21 protein-coding genes, 2 tRNA genes and 1 pseudogene are annotated in these 15,192 nt (G+C 38.6%); 4 read left to right on the plus strand and 20 right to left on the minus strand.

Annotated features, from left to right (window positions below):
• Window positions 1-72: 72 nt before the first annotated feature.
• The 6 genes from KJS58_RS01830 to KJS58_RS01855 all read right to left on the minus strand — a co-directional run bounded on the left by KJS58_RS01830 (window position 73) and on the right by KJS58_RS01855 (window position 2,641).
• Window positions 73-633: a stalk domain-containing protein gene (locus tag KJS58_RS01830; protein ID WP_213529920.1), complete on the minus strand. Its 561-nt coding sequence runs from the start codon at window positions 631-633 to the stop codon at window positions 73-75.
• Window positions 634-786: 153 nt separating this feature from the next.
• Window positions 787-978 (minus strand): hypothetical protein, encoded by a 192-nt coding sequence (locus KJS58_RS01835; protein ID WP_213529922.1) that lies wholly within the window; start codon window positions 976-978, stop codon window positions 787-789.
• Between the two features lie 222 nt (window positions 979-1,200).
• Window positions 1,201-1,440: a DUF3892 domain-containing protein gene (locus KJS58_RS01840; protein ID WP_160036996.1), complete on the minus strand. Its 240-nt coding sequence runs from the start codon at window positions 1,438-1,440 to the stop codon at window positions 1,201-1,203.
• A 130-nt stretch (window positions 1,441-1,570) separates the two neighbouring features.
• Window positions 1,571-2,014, minus strand: coding sequence for a GNAT family N-acetyltransferase (locus tag KJS58_RS01845; protein ID WP_191799035.1), 444 nt, complete (start codon window positions 2,012-2,014; stop codon window positions 1,571-1,573).
• A gap of 136 nt (window positions 2,015-2,150) precedes the next feature.
• Complete coding sequence (locus KJS58_RS01850) at window positions 2,151-2,366, minus strand: hypothetical protein (RefSeq protein WP_213529924.1); 216 nt, start codon at window positions 2,364-2,366, stop codon at window positions 2,151-2,153.
• Between the two features lie 203 nt (window positions 2,367-2,569).
• Window positions 2,570-2,641 (minus strand) — tRNA-Val (locus tag KJS58_RS01855).
• A 426-nt stretch (window positions 2,642-3,067) separates the two neighbouring features.
• Between KJS58_RS01855 and KJS58_RS25585 the strand changes: the two are divergent.
• A pseudogene (locus KJS58_RS25585) lies at window positions 3,068-3,865 on the plus strand (recombinase family protein); the annotation flags it as partial.
• Between the two features lie 87 nt (window positions 3,866-3,952).
• On the plus strand, window positions 3,953-4,636 hold the full coding sequence (locus KJS58_RS25590; protein WP_283771234.1) for a recombinase zinc beta ribbon domain-containing protein: 684 nt from the start codon (window positions 3,953-3,955) through the stop codon (window positions 4,634-4,636).
• A gap of 217 nt (window positions 4,637-4,853) precedes the next feature.
• Here the strand turns inward: KJS58_RS25590 and KJS58_RS01865 are convergent, their stop codons facing one another.
• The 10 genes from KJS58_RS01865 to KJS58_RS01910 form a co-directional block, all read right to left on the minus strand.
• Complete coding sequence (locus tag KJS58_RS01865) at window positions 4,854-5,174, minus strand: hypothetical protein (protein ID WP_213529928.1); 321 nt, start codon at window positions 5,172-5,174, stop codon at window positions 4,854-4,856.
• Between the two features lie 126 nt (window positions 5,175-5,300).
• The gene (locus KJS58_RS01870) at window positions 5,301-5,435 is read right to left on the minus strand and encodes a YjcZ family sporulation protein (RefSeq protein WP_213529930.1); all 135 of its coding nucleotides are present in this window, start codon (window positions 5,433-5,435) and stop codon (window positions 5,301-5,303) included.
• A 111-nt stretch (window positions 5,436-5,546) separates the two neighbouring features.
• On the minus strand, window positions 5,547-5,942 hold the full coding sequence (locus tag KJS58_RS01875) for a WGxxGxxG family protein (protein ID WP_249716844.1): 396 nt from the start codon (window positions 5,940-5,942) through the stop codon (window positions 5,547-5,549).
• Window positions 5,943-6,173: 231 nt separating this feature from the next.
• Window positions 6,174-6,599, minus strand: a complete 426-nt coding sequence (locus tag KJS58_RS01880) for an LSm family protein (protein WP_213529932.1) — start codon at window positions 6,597-6,599, stop codon at window positions 6,174-6,176.
• Window positions 6,600-6,614: 15 nt separating this feature from the next.
• Entirely contained in the window at window positions 6,615-7,283 is a 669-nt protein-coding gene (locus tag KJS58_RS01885; protein ID WP_213529934.1) for a uracil-DNA glycosylase, read from the minus strand.
• 89 nt (window positions 7,284-7,372) lie between these two features.
• Window positions 7,373-7,458 (minus strand) — tRNA-Leu (locus tag KJS58_RS01890).
• 173 nt (window positions 7,459-7,631) lie between these two features.
• A complete protein-coding gene (locus tag KJS58_RS01895; RefSeq protein ID WP_213529936.1) occupies window positions 7,632-8,075 on the minus strand; it encodes a hypothetical protein in 444 nt (147 codons plus the stop codon).
• Window positions 8,076-8,122: 47 nt separating this feature from the next.
• Window positions 8,123-9,421: a glycosyltransferase family 2 protein gene (locus tag KJS58_RS01900; RefSeq protein WP_213529938.1), complete on the minus strand. Its 1,299-nt coding sequence runs from the start codon at window positions 9,419-9,421 to the stop codon at window positions 8,123-8,125.
• Between the two features lie 168 nt (window positions 9,422-9,589).
• The gene (locus tag KJS58_RS01905) at window positions 9,590-10,465 is read right to left on the minus strand and encodes a GGDEF domain-containing protein (protein WP_306433047.1); all 876 of its coding nucleotides are present in this window, start codon (window positions 10,463-10,465) and stop codon (window positions 9,590-9,592) included.
• A gap of 205 nt (window positions 10,466-10,670) precedes the next feature.
• Window positions 10,671-11,231 carry a hypothetical protein gene (locus KJS58_RS01910; protein WP_213529940.1) on the minus strand — a complete coding sequence of 187 codons (561 nt, stop codon included), beginning with the start codon at window positions 11,229-11,231 and terminating at the stop codon, window positions 10,671-10,673.
• Window positions 11,232-11,746: 515 nt separating this feature from the next.
• On the opposite strand from KJS58_RS01910, the gene KJS58_RS01915 reads away from it, so the two are divergent.
• Both KJS58_RS01915 and KJS58_RS01920 read left to right on the plus strand, forming a co-directional pair.
• Window positions 11,747-11,974 (plus strand): hypothetical protein, encoded by a 228-nt coding sequence (locus tag KJS58_RS01915; protein ID WP_160034287.1) that lies wholly within the window; start codon window positions 11,747-11,749, stop codon window positions 11,972-11,974.
• 189 nt (window positions 11,975-12,163) lie between these two features.
• Window positions 12,164-12,385, plus strand: coding sequence for a DUF2905 domain-containing protein (locus KJS58_RS01920; RefSeq protein ID WP_213529942.1), 222 nt, complete (start codon window positions 12,164-12,166; stop codon window positions 12,383-12,385).
• 13 nt (window positions 12,386-12,398) lie between these two features.
• On the opposite strand, the gene KJS58_RS01925 is transcribed toward KJS58_RS01920, so the two are convergent.
• The 4 genes from KJS58_RS01925 to pilM all read right to left on the minus strand — a co-directional run bounded on the left by KJS58_RS01925 (window position 12,399) and on the right by pilM (window position 15,182).
• On the minus strand, window positions 12,399-12,695 hold the full coding sequence (locus KJS58_RS01925) for a hypothetical protein (protein ID WP_213529944.1): 297 nt from the start codon (window positions 12,693-12,695) through the stop codon (window positions 12,399-12,401).
• A 13-nt stretch (window positions 12,696-12,708) separates the two neighbouring features.
• The gene (locus tag KJS58_RS01930; protein WP_213529945.1) at window positions 12,709-12,912 is read right to left on the minus strand and encodes a hypothetical protein; all 204 of its coding nucleotides are present in this window, start codon (window positions 12,910-12,912) and stop codon (window positions 12,709-12,711) included.
• Window positions 12,913-13,042: 130 nt separating this feature from the next.
• Complete coding sequence (gene pilO / locus KJS58_RS01935; RefSeq protein WP_213529947.1) at window positions 13,043-13,639, minus strand: type 4a pilus biogenesis protein PilO; 597 nt, start codon at window positions 13,637-13,639, stop codon at window positions 13,043-13,045.
• On the minus strand, window positions 13,623-15,182 hold the full coding sequence (pilM, locus tag KJS58_RS01940) for a pilus assembly protein PilM (protein ID WP_213529949.1): 1,560 nt from the start codon (window positions 15,180-15,182) through the stop codon (window positions 13,623-13,625). The genes pilO and pilM overlap by 17 nt, the downstream gene beginning before the upstream one ends.
• Between the last annotated feature and the right edge of the window lie 10 nt (window positions 15,183-15,192).

A 15,192-nucleotide genomic window follows, 5' to 3' on the forward strand; every position in this document is an offset into this window, starting at 1 on the left:
TATTCACACTCATAAAAGTAATCATACCGAATTATCGTAACACTATTAGAGCATAAAATCAATTGAGCCAGTTTATGAATCTAATGCTGTAATTACTTTTTCGGATACGAGAAAGAATGAATTCCCTCCCGAAGGTTTCATATAGAATCCTACTTTATACTTCCCTTTTTTCTTAAAATCATAAGTGAAATCATTCGTTTTGAACCAAAAGTTATCGTTTGAACCGCTTCCCATCTTCTCCGTTTGAATATTTTTTGTGTTTCCGGAAGGATCCGTGATAGCAACTTTGACTTCTGAAATGTTCCCATCTAGACTATCGACTTGACTAAGTACGTGAAATTTCAGCTTTCCTACGTTTACATTCCCAAAAACAGTATCACCTTTAAACAGTGTTATATGTACATTAGGCTTCGTAACTGTTACCTTCTTGCTAGTTGCATCCCAGGATGCAAGACCACTAAGTTCACGCACAGGGGCATAGGTTGTCCCATTAATATAATAACCGCCACCACTGACATCATTGCCATTGACTACGACACGAATTTTTTCTGTGATTGAATCTGCAAATAACATAGATCCACTGCCTACAAGAGAAAAGACAAGTACCAAGGCAAGTGTTCTTCTCCATTTCATCGGTCTATATTACCTCCTTTAAAAAGTTATATCTATTTATACTTCATCTAGCAAGACAAGTTGCGGAAAAAAGTCGTTTTTTTCTCTTTTTCTAAAATAAATAAGAACCGCGTTATCTCTCAGGTCTCATGAGAAAAAAAGCGGTTCTTCCTATTATCCTTTGGGTTTCGTTAAGATACAAGGTACACCTTTACCTACAGCGCCTGGCTCTCGCATACGTGCAGCATAGGCCATTCCTATGTCGCATGGCGTCTTACACACCTCACAGACTTCGGAAGTAACCACCCTCATCCCGCGAACTTTCTCCTTTTTTGCCACCACTTTTTTTCCTTTGCCTTTTGTCATGGCCCTATTCCCCGCTTCCCTTGTCATGCGAGAAGTCTCGGTCTGCCCCCGAACTCTCGCCTAGGTAATGTATTGTATGGGGATTGGCGCAAGAAGGTGCATGGGAACAAAAGAATTTATAGTCATCTGTACTTTATGCCAATTCACACGCAAAAAAGGAGCCTTCAAGGGCTCCCTCTCCATATATTACCGGATCATCCTCCGGTTTCATGCTTGTAGACGTTACTCAAATATCGGCAATTGATCTAGGTTGTTGCTCGGATCTCCGTCTGCATCTCCGCGAATCCGGAGTGAGCCCCCTTTTGCCTTAAATACGTTGGCTCCCGCAATCTTTCCCGTCTCCACCTCGTTTAATGCCTGGTTGTAATCCAGAACTCGGCCGCCCGAAGTTTTAAATGCGGTTAGATCGCCATCTCCATTTTTCTGAACAGCGACAAAGTGCTCGCGCGTGTTATTTTCCATTAGAACAACACTCCTTTTTGCACTACATTTGGTGTATTTACCTATACCGAGTACGATTAAAATAGGTATTGTGAGCCTCGGCAAATATAGTGTGTCCCAAAAAAGAATGCTCTATGTAAATAGGCTGAGGTTACAATGCTTTTTGCATCCGTACATGTAAAATGCCAGCATCATAAAACGGTTCATCCGATATCACTTCATAACCCAGTTTAGCGTAAAACCCTTCCGCTTGGCACTGTGCATCGAGGATCGAGTACGCAAGACCCAGCTCTCTTGCACGCTCTTCTAGCGCCATAATTAATACACGGCCGTAACCGTGAACACGGTAGTCTTTGAGAACAGCTACACGCTGAAGTTTTGCTGTATCCTTCTTATAATAAATGAGACGCCCTGTCGCCACCATCTGCTGTCCATCTTGAATAAGAATATGGTGCGCATCGGGAGAAATGACATCATATTGGTCAATTTCTTCTTCTAAGGGAACGTTTTGTTCCTTTACAAACACCTCTTTACGAATGTGTAGCCCCTGTTCTAACTGTTCCTCCGTTGTTACATTAATAATTTCAGCTGGCATTGATATCCCCCTCTGCTTTAGCTCTTCGATGCTCTAAACTCGTAAAACTCACGCTATTATACAACAATACAGCAGAAATAAGCCAGCCCGAAGGAACGGACTGACTTATTGTATCTTAGGCGACGGCAAGCTTCATTTAAGGTATTAGTATTTCCTCATCGGTAGAAGAATAAACATCATCCCTTATCGAAGGAGAGTACACATCATCAATGATAGGCAGCTCGGATTCAGGATCAAACCTCTCTTGTAGCATTATTGTTTCTTCTGATGGCTCTAATGTACATCCTGATAAGTTTAGCAGCAAGATTGCAATTATGCAGCTTGCCATGAACGTGTCGCGTAATTTTTTCATAGGATAGCGATCCTCCAGATGATCATTCTCCCTTTTAGGATGTGTCAATGGAGTAGAATTTAAACATACAAACTTCTAATTGTAGATTACAAGCTTGATAATTTCTCCTAATTTTGATTTATTAATAATATACTTAGGGATACAAAAAAGCTCACTTCATCTATTTATAAAAATAGATAAAGTAAGCTTTTTTACTACTCATATAGGACGGATGGGGATCGAACCCATGACCCCTACCCTGTCAAGATAGTGCTCTCCCTCTGAGCTACCGTCCTTTAGTATTTACGAATATATCATATGATAAATAAAAAGGCAACAGATTTTAATATGTCACATTCATAAATACATTAAGTGAAGATGCTAACCTTTCTAAACTATCCATATCATTCTCTAACACTCCTCTCTGATTTATACCTCTCTATATAATTTTTAGTTTCCCATCTAAGCAGAAGTTATATCTGTTTTAAGAAAGCATGAATTTGACGTATTTTTTATTGAACCCAAAGGAAATTTGTTTTATGGAAATATATTAAATATATGTATAATTTTATTTACTGTATAACTCTATCACAAGTATTATGTATGTTAAAGTAGTTAAACAAGAAGTTAAGAGGTGAACAGAAAAAAGATATGGTGATGATAAGTAAAAAAATAAAAATGGAACTTCTAAAGAAAACAAACGAGTTGCTACTTTATACAGAGTCTCAACAAAAGGTCAGTTAGATGGAAATGATATCCCTATGCAACAACGTGCTTGTAGAGGATATATTGACAGACAGGATAATTGGACACTAGTTAAAGAATATATTGAGCGTGGCGTATCGGGTTTTAAGGTGTCGATGGCTAATCGAGATGTAATACAGCAAGCTAAAGACGATGCAGAAAAAGGTTTATTCGATGTTTTATTAGTCTTTATGTTCGACAGATTGGGAAGACGTGAAGATGAAACCCCTTTTGTATTAGAATCTCTTGTTAAACAGGGAATTGAAGTATGGTCTGTTATTGAAGGACAACAAAAAATTGAACACGACTCTGACAAACTCATGAACTATCTTCGTTTTTGGCAATCCAGTGGAGAGAGCCGAAAGACATCTGAACGTGTCAATGAAAAACATATTCAGATGGTTGAAGATGGAATATTTCGAGGTGGAGGCATCCCATATGGTTATTCTGCAGTTAAATCAGGTAAGAAGAATAAACAGGGGAAACCCCTTCTGATGCTAGAGGTAAATGAAGAAGAAGCCGAGGTTGTAAAAGAAATTTATCGATTAGCGTACGAAGAGGGTTATGGTCAATTAAGAATAGCAAAGTTACTCAATGAAAAAAGCATCCCTACCCGTAAAGCTAAGAAATGGGGTGCAGCAACTGTAAATGTTATTCTGAAAAATCCTATCTATAAAGGTGTTATGCGTTATCGCAATAAATCCGTTGAAGTTTATTCCAATAGGATTGATTCTATAGTGATTATTAGTGATGAAGTGTGGAATGCTGTACAAGCCAGTAGAGAGAAAAAGAATCCGAAAAATTATGCAAATAACAACAGTAGTCTACCAATGAGTACTAAAGGGTCTCTTCTTCTAATCGGAATGGCTAGATGTGGTTGCTGTAATTCTCGTCTTACTTCAACAACATTCGTTAATAAATATAAGAATTCCAGTGGAGAAGTGGTCAAATATAGCCACAATAAAAGTTATAGATGTTCAGGTAAACTTCAAGGTAAAACCATATGTACTGGACAAGGTACCTTTTCTGCTAATAAAGTTGAAGTCTTCGTTCTTAAACAAATCAAGAACTATATCAAAGACCTTCATATGATTAATTTTACTAAGGAAATTAGTGCGATAAAAAATAAAAGTGCCAACACCGATGAAAAGATATTAAAAGTTCTACAAAATAAAATTGAAAATGAATACTCAGAGTTATCTGTTCTAAACGCTGAAGTTCCAAAATTAATAATGGGTAAAAGTTCTTTCAAACCGAATTTACTTAGCCAATTAATTGAACAGAAAGAAAAAAACATCGCAGAATTGCAAGATCAAACTTCCAAAATCGAAACATTAATAAACTCTAAAAGCATTGAAATAAATGAGATGAATTTACTTAAAGAATATATCCCTCAATGGAATGAAGTATTCGAAGAAGCTTCACCGGAGAAGAAAAAGATAATGCTTAGTCTCATTATTGATGAAATTTTGGTTTCGAAAGAGATGATTCGAATTGATCTTAAGTTACATATAAAACAATTTCTTTTAAATTCACAGTTAAACTAAACTATTTCACTATTTTTAAGGTTAGAGAGCCCACTAGAGATCACCACTTTTAATAAATGATATGTCCTCGATGATGCTGTTGTAGAATAGCATTCTTTATAAGAGGCCTTAACTTAATGATCTTAATTCAAACTGTAGACAAACTAGCCTAGACTAGTTTGTCTACAGTCTTTTCTATTTTCAATCTATGGTAAGAGTATTAAAAACACTGAACAGTTTAGTCTTCATCCTCTTTCAATACTGCATTCGCTCGTTCAATTTGCTGGAGCACCGCATTTTGAAATTTCAACTCTTTAATGATTACTTCATATTCTTCGTTCAGCGATTTTACGGTTTCATTAGATTCATTCAAATAATTGTGTTTGATAAAATCGACTTGTGCTTCATCATCAGCAAATTTGTTCATCGCACTGCTCATAATGTAGTCCTTATATTCCGCTTTTTTAATCCGCTGTTCCAGTTTTTCGGCTTCTTGTTCTAAATATTCAACGCGGCTGCTGATTTCTCTTTCCCATACCTCTAAATCTTCTTGTTCCACTATTATTCATCCCTTCCATTCATCCATCTTGCTATGTATATATAAACCAAAACGTACCGTCAAATCACGGTTTCCACAAAAAAAAAGAAAAGCACCAGTTATTAGCCGGTGCCCTCTTTCTATTGCTTAGTAAAGAATTGTTTTAGAGATGATAACCAACAGGATGAAAAGAACAAGAATTGCTCCAATTGATGTCCATCCACCGCCGTACCCACCGTAGCTTCCTCCACAGCCATAACCATATCCAGTTACTTCACTCATTGTTATCTCCTCCTCATAACTAAGGTATGAGATAATATATGATCAAAGCCGGAATGTGGCAGGGCAGAAGTCTATTTTGGTTCTAAAACTTTCTCCAGATCATATCCTTCTTTATTTTGCGTGTTGTGGTTTGCCTTCATGCTTCTCTCGGCGCATACCAGCTAAACCGAGCAGACCGAGCAATCCAAGCCATCCCCAGTTTCCACTACCGTCATTTGTAGAATTCGCATTTACATTGTTTGTACCATATGTTCCTGTACCCGTCGTGCCATAACCATTGTAGCTATTGGTGTTATACATATTGTCATTCACGCCACGGGTACGAGACATGTTGGAGTATCCACCAGGTAGAGAATCGTTATAGCTTTTCGAATCATAATGGCCTTTTGTCTCAGTAACCTGATTCGTATTCGAATTTTTCATGTGACTGCTTTCAGCCATAGCTGGGACTGCAATAACCATAGAGATACTTGCTGCTGCGAGCATGGTTGCCATTTGTTTTTTCATAACAGTCATACACCTCCATATAAGTTTTAGTTGCGATTATAGATTCCCCTTCAGCAAAAAAACTTATTCGACAATGCAACTGGAGGATAAAGGACAACAAAAAAACTCACCGTTTGCAGCCGGCGAGTTTTTCGTATATACCGTATTTAAAGGGGGATACGGTTACTATTATAAAAATCCATCCTTAAAATAAAATGATAACAACCTAAAAATAACATTAAAAGTGCACTTTTATCGATGACCACGACGGGATCGAACGACGAAGGTATATAGATCTTTTTCTAATTTCTGTCCATTTTCCAGCTCTACATAAGTTTGATCATGGGATTTAACGACTGCCCGATAAGCAATCAATTTAGGGCCTTTCCAAATGGTAACTGCGGATCGGAAATAAATGGCATTATCAAATTGGAGCGGCTGTCTCATAATATAACCTACCGAATGTAATGAAGAACGTGCTTTTCGTTTCCCACGTCCATGTGCGTCCTCAGGAAGAGCGTGAATTCTTGCAATCTGAGCAAAAGGAATCTTGATTCGTTTGGCACCCACAACCACTAATTGAGCTTCGTCATCCCATTTGAGCAGTATTCCTTGTACAGGGTCTTTATGGCCATCCATTCGATCTACGATAACCCTGCGACCAATCCAGTGTTGCATCATTCACCCTCCTTTCTAACTTTCTGGAATTACCCAATCGACGGGCTTCATTCCTTTTGATTCCAGAAATTGATTCGCTTTTGAAAAAGGTCTGCTTCCTATAAAACCATGCCGAGCGGCAAGCGGGCTAGGATGCGAAGATTCAATCACCAAATGACGAGAACGATCAATAAAGGCTCCTTTTTTCTGAGCGTGATTTCCCCAGAGCATAAACACAGCCGGCTGATTGCGCTCATTTATTTTTCCAATAACAGCATCTGTAAATCGTTCCCATCCAAGACCCTTGTGTGAATTAGGCTGACCTTCTCGTACAGTTAATACATTATTTAATAATAATACCCCTTCTTCTGCCCAATGTGTAAGTGAACCATGGGAAGGAATAGGTATCCCTAGGTCTGCATGCAGCTCTTTATATATATTCCGTAAAGAAGGAGGAATCCTAACCCCTTTTTTGACCGAGAAGCTCAGTCCTTCCGCTTGACCCTGTCCATGATAAGGATCTTGTCCAAGGATAACCACTCGGGTATCCGAATAAGAGGTTAACTTTAATGCATTAAAAACTTCCTCTTTCGGTGGAAATATATGCTCCGTTTTATATTCTACAGCAAGTGTGGTGCGAAGCTCTTGTATATATTCCTTGTTCATCTCATCATGTAAAATAGAATCCCAATCATTATTGAACATGGAGTATCTTCCTTTCGCAGTAAGAATAAATTGCAACTTGTAAAAAAATAAGCTGGTCTCCGCTAAGGAGCCAGCTTATTCATATAAGATGCCGAGGACCGGGATCGAACCGGTACGGTAGTCACCTACCGCAGGATTTTAAGTCCTGTGCGTCTGCCAATTCCGCCACCCCGGCATATATAGCGCTTATCTTGCGCATATACACCGATCTTTTGAGTTATCTAAGTGCTAATGAACTTCAAAAAATCCTGCGAAATTGATTATAACATGCTTATAAATAATATACAACACTTTTTTTAAAAATAATATTTATCGTACTAAACCTACGAATTCGCAGACCTAAAATGATTAGATTAAACGAAAAAAACTTCCTACCGTCAATAGAATCAGAAAGAGAAATGCTATTAGAGGCTGAGCCGCCATAAACAAGTATATTACTTTCCGTTTATCCTTTGTCCGATATATAAAAACATTAATAAGATAGAAGAAAAAGGCCACAATAGGCAGCATGACAAGGAATATCGCCAGCAAACCGGCTCCAGGACTCTGCACCACCGTATCGAGCCCGCTTATCATGGTAAGAACGGGGTCTAACAGAATAATTGCCATGATATATAAAAGTAAGGTTCCGAATATAAATCGTATCATTGATATTTGTTCATGCGTTCTTTTCAATATAACGTGAAGGAGCAGCATAGTGACAACGGCGTAGTATATGAACATGAGGCCAAACATCTTCATATCATCACTATTGCCGTTGCCCGAAAAATATAATTCAATGAAAATTCCCATACCACTCTCTCTTTTTATCAGATTTCAGCTTATCTCTTACGGATTGATCAACCAAACCGCTCTGTTTTATACCATTTGGATTTTCGCTTAAACACTTTATCTAGCAAAATGGAGAAGAATGCTTTAAGGGAAATAATAAGAAATAGCTGTGCATACGTAAAGTAAGAAATACAAGCAAGCACAAAATTCCGTGTGTTACTTTGCCCATAGTCTGTAGCGAGTGCCAAGTTAATTTGAAGGACATACAAATAATACATCAGTGCCCATGCAATCATTAAAAAGATATACACATCAGAGGAGAACTGAAACGGCATGACGACGTCCATCCCAAACAAAAATAAGACCTGATACACCACATTAATAACAAAAAGAACATCTGATACAAGGATCGCAAGTAAAAACCAAAAATAACTGGTTCCATAATAAAGAATCTGAACTTTAACCCGCCAGCTGGACGACGGTTTAAAAAGTTCGAGAATATGATCCATCACAACACTGTAATTTCCTTTAGCCCATCGTTCGCGCTGTTTCATGTAAACTCGTAAATCTTCAGGCTCTTGCTGATACGCTTCTGCCTGAGGTGCTAGCGCTATGAGCTGACCTCGTGACAAAATATCAAAAGATATAGCTGTGTCTTCCGTAATTGCGTCTTCATCCCAACCGCCGATTTCACGAATCAATTCTGTTTTTATAATAAAATTGGTTCCTGGAATGGTACCGAGCTTAAATAACTCCCACATTCCTGTGTGATAAATTCGCTGCGCAGTGACAAGTTCAAGATTTATACATCTGGACAAAAAATTCTGAGCTCTGTTCCGAGCCTTATTACGACCAAATACGGCTCCATAAGTTTCCGGATCCTCTAATGCTTTATCGACCAGAAACAGGAGTGCATTGCGCTCTGGAGCCGCATCTGCATCATAGATACAAATCCACTCCCCTGTAGCATGCGAAAGTGCATCGTTTAGAGCTCCCGATTTACCTCCCGTACCCTTTCTCTCCATAATCATAAAGTCCCTTGACTGATAATCGGGATGGTTTTTAAGCTCATAGAGCTTCTTAGCCGTGTTATCTGTACAGTTGTCCGCTATAACAATGACTTGTAGTTTATCATGTGGATAATTCATTCTTAGAATATGTTCAACCGTCATTTGAATAACTAACTCTTCATTATGGGCGGGAACCATGACCGTAACTTTTGGAGCCTGTTCTGATATGGAAGGTATGATGAGCTCTTTTTTACTTTGCCTAATTATAAAACGCTGTGCGCCAATCATCATAAGAATCGATATAAAGACCGAAATCCAGATACTAATGATCGCTGGAATGAGCAAAAAGTCACCCACTAATTTTCCTCCGGTTATATTTATTCGTCGTTTTTCTGCGCAAGATCAGCGTATTAATCGTAATAAAGAAAATAGCAACTCCGAAAACGATACTTATAAAGATGCACAATGGGACAAACCAACTGTTATAAGACATTTTCATCACCATTCTTTCTTAAAAATTAACAATCAGATATACTCACCTATCAAATCAGTTTCCGCATTCCGTTCCAAAGCAGCAATCACTGCTTCATAATCTTCATAATCCTTAAATTGATCTTTTGAGAAAACCAGGGCTCCGGAGCGAATAATGAGATTAAGCTCCTTATCTCTTCGGCTGAGAAGTTTAACATCCATGAGCGCATTTTTAATTCGTTCGGTTAGCGATCTTAAGTGCTCTTTCTTTGTAAGAGGGAAGATAACAATAAACCTTCCTTTATCCACATAGAACTTATAATCTTCATATCTTATATGTGTTTGAATTGTATCTGATAGTTCTAAGAGCAGTTCTGCATATCCCCCTGAACCAAGGGTTTCACGAACTAAAGGCAGGAATTCAATCTTAAAGATCGCAATACAAAAATGATATTGATCTGAATATCGATTCGCTAGATTTGTCTGTTTTATGAGCGTATCCCTGAAAGCCTCTGTATTTCCGAGCGATGTATCAAAATCCACCTCTGGATTTCGCAAACGCAGGTCTTCCATTCGCTGGGCTAAGCGTTTCTGCTGTATTAAACCCTCTCGAATAACGGATGCTACTACCATACTTCCTGGAATCCATAGAAAAGACTGCAAGGTGATCCAATTCATATCTGCTAGAGTCACGAGCCACACAAAATAAGCTACCATAAAGACGAAGACACATACCGCCGTAATGCCTCCCGGAACCAAAAAACCAAGTAACAAAGCAACCAACGACAGACTGCTAATAAGAAATTCCATTGTTGTAAACCCTTGTTCCTGAGAAACATGCATAAAAATCCCGGCCTGCTGTAATATCAAAAGAAGTGTCAGCAAGGTATATCCAAATGCTGCTTTGTAACGCACGAATAGATTCATCATTTTCCTCAACACCATTTAATATATTTTCATATTAATGCAATTATTGCAGACATAAATTTATAAAACAACAAATTTCTACAAGATTATATCATTGCCATTCGCATTTATACAATAAAAGATATTTGGAAACAAACATAAAAAAACGCCCACTACGATCGTGGACGTTACAAAATTTATCGTTTATGCACTTTTACTATTTAAGGAGTTAATTACCAATCCGAACCGCCTTATAGAGTGATCCGTTATGTTCCACAAGGACTACTTCACTTGCGTCCGCTTTTTTAAGTTGGTAAATAGCCGAACCTTTCTTCAAATAATTGCTCTCTCCATCCGCACGATCCAGCTTTTCATACGTTTGGCCTTGTTCTAAATTCCCTACTTCTTCATCTGTGAGTGTGGAAGTCACTTCACCAAGTTTTTTTCCTTTTAACTTATCAGGAAGGTTTCCTTCTGTAATAATCTTGAATGTACCTCCATCAGCCCATACAAGAAAAGGGTATGCAGAGATTTGCTCACTCGCTTCATTCTCGGATTCCGCACTAGCTAAATCTTCTTTTACAACTTCTTCTTCTACAACCTCATCTTCTACTTCCTCTGTTTCAGCTGCTTCTTCTACGGCCTTATCGTTCGTTTCTTCTACTTGATTTTCCTGAAGATTTGTCTGATTAGAACTTGAAGTATCCTGCACCTCGTTTGTTCCACAAGCAGCAATCATCAGCATAACACTCAAAACAGCAGTCATTTTACATAATTTAAAAATATTCATTCTATCTTCCCTTCATGTTGTTCGTTAGTTTAGTTCGTATTAATCGAAATTAAGGGTTCATACCATTTCATAAGTTATGTAGTTTGGACCCTTGTACTTAAGAAGATTACATTTTGGATATTATTCCTCTCTGTAACTCTTCTTCTTACTTATTAAATGAATCCACCAAGCCATCCCGCCAATACCAAGAGCTATTATAACCGCCAAGAAAATAATATACCACCCGTGTATATTCATCTTACCTTACCTCCTCTTCATTTCTTATAACCATCTATGTCCTATTCTTAAACTTTCTGCTCTTTTGTAAACGATACGTAAAACATTTGTTTAGAAACCATAAAAGCCGTTTAATTTAATTTTAAGATTCTTTTTGGATATTTGTAGAAATATTGAACTAGTTCTGTTAGACTATTTGTAGAGACGAAAATAAACTGCATGTGTACAAAGTATCTTTTTTCAGATGCACGAAGACCTGTATTATGTACTTATTACGATCTGCATAGGAGAATAGGCTTATGAATAAAGAAGCGGCGATTGCCATCAAACGAAATCAAGAAATTATAGTGAAAAGTAAAAATGGGGAAACGATCTCGGGCTTTCCGGTTGAAACCGACCACCCTTCTCGTCTTATCCTTCGTACGACATTCGGACCTGTGTGGATCCCATATGAGGAAGTAGAACAGGTCACGAGAATTCTAAGCATAAAAAGGTCTAAAAAATCCTTTCAAACTTGTACTCGCTAATCTAAATGCAATGATTTGAACGAAATTATAGGATAAAGTCGGGAGGTTACTCTTCCGGCTTTATTTATTTATATATCTTAAATAAGATAAATGACTAGGATATCTCTGCATATGCTATAGGTGCTGATGGATATGTTAAGGAGAGGACAGGCAGCAAATAAGGAAAAATTAAGGGAGGGTACGCTCGAAATGACTAATATTCCGAAACTGCTTATCATAGCAGGCATCGCACTCATTGCAGCAGGCGTCATTTGGATGTTTGTAGGTAGGTTTATTTCGATTGGACGTCTACCAGGAGATATTCATGTGGAGAAAGGGAATTTCAGCTTCTATTTTCCAGTGGTTACATGTATCGTAATCAGCGTACTTCTTAGTGTTATATCCTGGATTGTTCGTTATTTTATGAAATAATAAATATTTACCTCTAGTATAAAGTCCAGTAATCGAGTCCATTTCCACGTGTAATCGGCTGAATACTCGGCGCTAAATAGCTGCTTTCCCCTAACGGTTCCCAACCCTCGATAATAAGAATTCCACGAGCACTCGACTTATCTTTCCATACAATAAACTGTTTTCGTTCCAGTTCCGCAAGTGCCTTACGAATTTGAGACCATGATTTTCCCGTCTTTATTTCTAATTCAGCGACCTCTGGCATTCGGCCACGCTGCCCACTAAAATTAACTAAAATCCGCAATAGTTTACGCTCAAAATCAGGTAACATCCTCTTCAACTCCTTAGGCTGTTCTTGTTGCCGTTCGTACAGGCCGATAAGCCAGCACGTTCTCTTCATTAAAGGTACGAGGTCCACCCGTAAAAAGACATGTCGAATAAATATTCCCATTACGAATTTGATGAATCTCAATATTCCGCTGGGTTACCTTCCCATGGCGATCTAAATATACAATTTCCACTTGTCTGCCAATATATTTACGCGGCATATGTTTCACCTCACCAGAACACTTGTTTGCATTTATTATATAGGAACAAATGTTCCTTTGCAATCTCCTTATTTTTACAAAAAAACACCAGCCCACTCTTCCATTACTGAAGATTAGGCTGGCATTATTTTTATTCCTTATGCTTCGGGACTGATTCGTAATAGCTAGTAAATACTAAAGTAGCAGTTAATATAGGATCTGCTATACTACCTGACTCACTTCGGTGCTGAAATGCAAATGAATCCACCTTCATGAGTCTCGGAAGTGATTCTAATTCTTTCATAAAGCTTTCAATCTGTGACAGGGTTCCCTCCAGATCTGCATTCATCTTTATTTCGTGAACACGAGGATACATTGTCTCTTGTTCATTAAACATAAGATGGAGTTCATTTCCTCCAGTAAGATTGAAATCTATCGCTTTGAGTGTAGCTTCCGACCGTGCGGTAACAGCACGGATATCTAATATTAACTGATCTGCCATGTCATTTTGTGGTAATGCATCCCATTCTGGATCTATAGAATCCTGTCCCTCCACATTTCCTTTCATCTCATCCAGCTTGTTTTGCAGCAGCTGTTTCTCTCCTTCGATCTGAACTAACTCCTGACTCTGTTCATCCAACTTGTCGATGGTGGGTGAAAGACCTAACCAATAAAAAGCAAACACGAGGACAAAACCAAGAAGCAAAGCAAGTACGATGACAGATCTATACTTATTTATCCGCTCCATCACCGATCACCTCCTCCTGATTTTCCGACATCGATCCACTTGCTACTGACTCTTCTGATGGTTGTACTTCTCTATCTAAAGAAACTTGGTATACGGCAGTGTACTGTCCGTTTTCTTGAGCTGCATCTGTAAGATTCGTTTGACGTCTAGCCAGGTTAGCAATCATTGCTTCCTTAACGAAAGACATCTCTCTTAGTGAACTCAGATATTCAGAAGCCTGTTCCATCTGCGGTGTATATAACGTAATTTCCATAGCCGAACCATATGTATATCCAACATTTCTAAGTAACGCACCCTGCGGCAGATGATGCTCAAGTTCTTTTAGCATGGATACCGGACTATCTCGATACTCCCTTATCTCCTGTATAACTTCTTTACGATCTAATGGACTAAGACCCGATACATTTACTAACCGAAGTTCATCCTCTATACTTTGTCTCTGCTCTTGAAGGGCTGTGATCCGCTGCTCCTGATTACTTATTTCCCCTTTATTCACGATATAAAAACTTCCTGTAGCTGCTACCCCTATAATCCAGACCCCGACTAAAATCATAGCGACGTAAGGAAAATAGAGCGCTTCTTTATCTTCTCGCGGAAAGAGATTAATGTTATAACTTCCGATCGGTTTGAGGGCAGCGCCTGCTGCTAATCGGTACTCATTATAATCTGCATCCGCAGGTAACTGTGTATCCGTCCGAAGAAACGCTTCTTCTGTAACAAGAATCTCTGGAAGAGAAGTACTCAGTTCAAAAGTTAATTTTTGTCTTAATTGATCCTGCCCTGTTACGATAATTTCCTCAATACGCGCTTCGCCATCTTGAAGACTGTATTGATAAAAATTAAGCATACGGGCAATTTCAGCAGAAATCTCATCTGATTTTAAGGAGGATATCTCTCCTTCCTCTCCTGCTAGATCAAATAGACTCAAAGTACGCATGAATACCAAGTGACCTTTACGAAACATATATACATCTAAATAGGAAGCCTCTAGCTGAATGAGCATTGTCTCCCCAAACTCTCTAGTCGTGCCGAACGTAATCAACCGGGAGAGTGCTGTCCCCGAAATTTCTACGCCAGCCACTTTTAATCCCGCTTCCTCCACCACATCTACATACATTTGAATCACTTCACGCGGGGTTGCAAAAACAAGGATTTCCGTCTCTTCATCGACGGTACTCGTTACTATAGAATCATAGACCGGATGTTCAAAAGGCAGATGCAGCCCCGTTTCTACTTCTAACTGAATAAATTGTTCTAACTGTTTCCCATTCGTGGTTGGCACAGAGAGTTTACGAATCACCATCTGTGAAGGTGGAACAGACAAGAAAACTTCCGTCCCTTTTAGCTTCTCATTTGTGACTGCTGTTTTTAATTGTGTATATAGGGCGTCACGATCCCGAATTTGATTTTCTTCCATGACACCCGACTCTAAAGGAAGGAAAAAATGTTTCTCAATGTCCTTTGTTTTCTTCGCAAGACGGACATAGCGAATTCCGGATTGTTCAATAGAAAGACCGGTTAATTTCTGCGTTCTGCCCAGCATAGTTATATCC

The organism is Paenibacillus sp. J45TS6, from assembly GCF_018403285.1.
Lineage (GTDB): Bacteria > Bacillota > Bacilli > Paenibacillales > Paenibacillaceae > Paenibacillus.

Coding starts and splice junctions, on each gene's coding strand:
- KJS58_RS01880 (WP_213529932.1), bottom strand. CDS start 6,599: ATGCAACACTGGATTGGTCGCAGGGTTATCGTAGATCGAATGGATGGC.
- KJS58_RS01915 (WP_160034287.1), top strand. CDS start 11,747: ATGAATAAAGAAGCGGCGATTGCCATCAAACGAAATCAAGAAATTATA.
- KJS58_RS01870 (WP_213529930.1), bottom strand. CDS start 5,435: ATGAGTGAAGTAACTGGATATGGTTATGGCTGTGGAGGAAGCTACGGT.
- KJS58_RS25590 (WP_283771234.1), top strand. CDS start 3,953: ATGGCTAGATGTGGTTGCTGTAATTCTCGTCTTACTTCAACAACATTC.
- KJS58_RS01830 (WP_213529920.1), bottom strand. CDS start 633: ATGAAATGGAGAAGAACACTTGCCTTGGTACTTGTCTTTTCTCTTGTA.
- KJS58_RS01885 (WP_213529934.1), bottom strand. CDS start 7,283: ATGTTCAATAATGATTGGGATTCTATTTTACATGATGAGATGAACAAG.
- KJS58_RS01930 (WP_213529945.1), bottom strand. CDS start 12,912: ATGCCGCGTAAATATATTGGCAGACAAGTGGAAATTGTATATTTAGAT.
- KJS58_RS01905 (WP_306433047.1), bottom strand. CDS start 10,465: ATGATGAATCTATTCGTGCGTTACAAAGCAGCATTTGGATATACCTTG.
- KJS58_RS01895 (WP_213529936.1), bottom strand. CDS start 8,075: ATGGGAATTTTCATTGAATTATATTTTTCGGGCAACGGCAATAGTGAT.
- pilM (WP_213529949.1), bottom strand. CDS start 15,182: ATGCTGGGCAGAACGCAGAAATTAACCGGTCTTTCTATTGAACAATCC.
- KJS58_RS01910 (WP_213529940.1), bottom strand. CDS start 11,231: ATGAATATTTTTAAATTATGTAAAATGACTGCTGTTTTGAGTGTTATG.
- KJS58_RS01850 (WP_213529924.1), bottom strand. CDS start 2,366: ATGAAAAAATTACGCGACACGTTCATGGCAAGCTGCATAATTGCAATC.
- KJS58_RS01835 (WP_213529922.1), bottom strand. CDS start 978: ATGACAAAAGGCAAAGGAAAAAAAGTGGTGGCAAAAAAGGAGAAAGTT.
- KJS58_RS01845 (WP_191799035.1), bottom strand. CDS start 2,014: ATGCCAGCTGAAATTATTAATGTAACAACGGAGGAACAGTTAGAACAG.
- pilO (WP_213529947.1), bottom strand. CDS start 13,639: ATGGAGCGGATAAATAAGTATAGATCTGTCATCGTACTTGCTTTGCTT.
- KJS58_RS01925 (WP_213529944.1), bottom strand. CDS start 12,695: ATGTTACCTGATTTTGAGCGTAAACTATTGCGGATTTTAGTTAATTTT.
- KJS58_RS01920 (WP_213529942.1), top strand. CDS start 12,164: ATGACTAATATTCCGAAACTGCTTATCATAGCAGGCATCGCACTCATT.
- KJS58_RS01840 (WP_160036996.1), bottom strand. CDS start 1,440: ATGGAAAATAACACGCGCGAGCACTTTGTCGCTGTTCAGAAAAATGGA.
- KJS58_RS01875 (WP_249716844.1), bottom strand. CDS start 5,942: ATGAAAAAACAAATGGCAACCATGCTCGCAGCAGCAAGTATCTCTATG.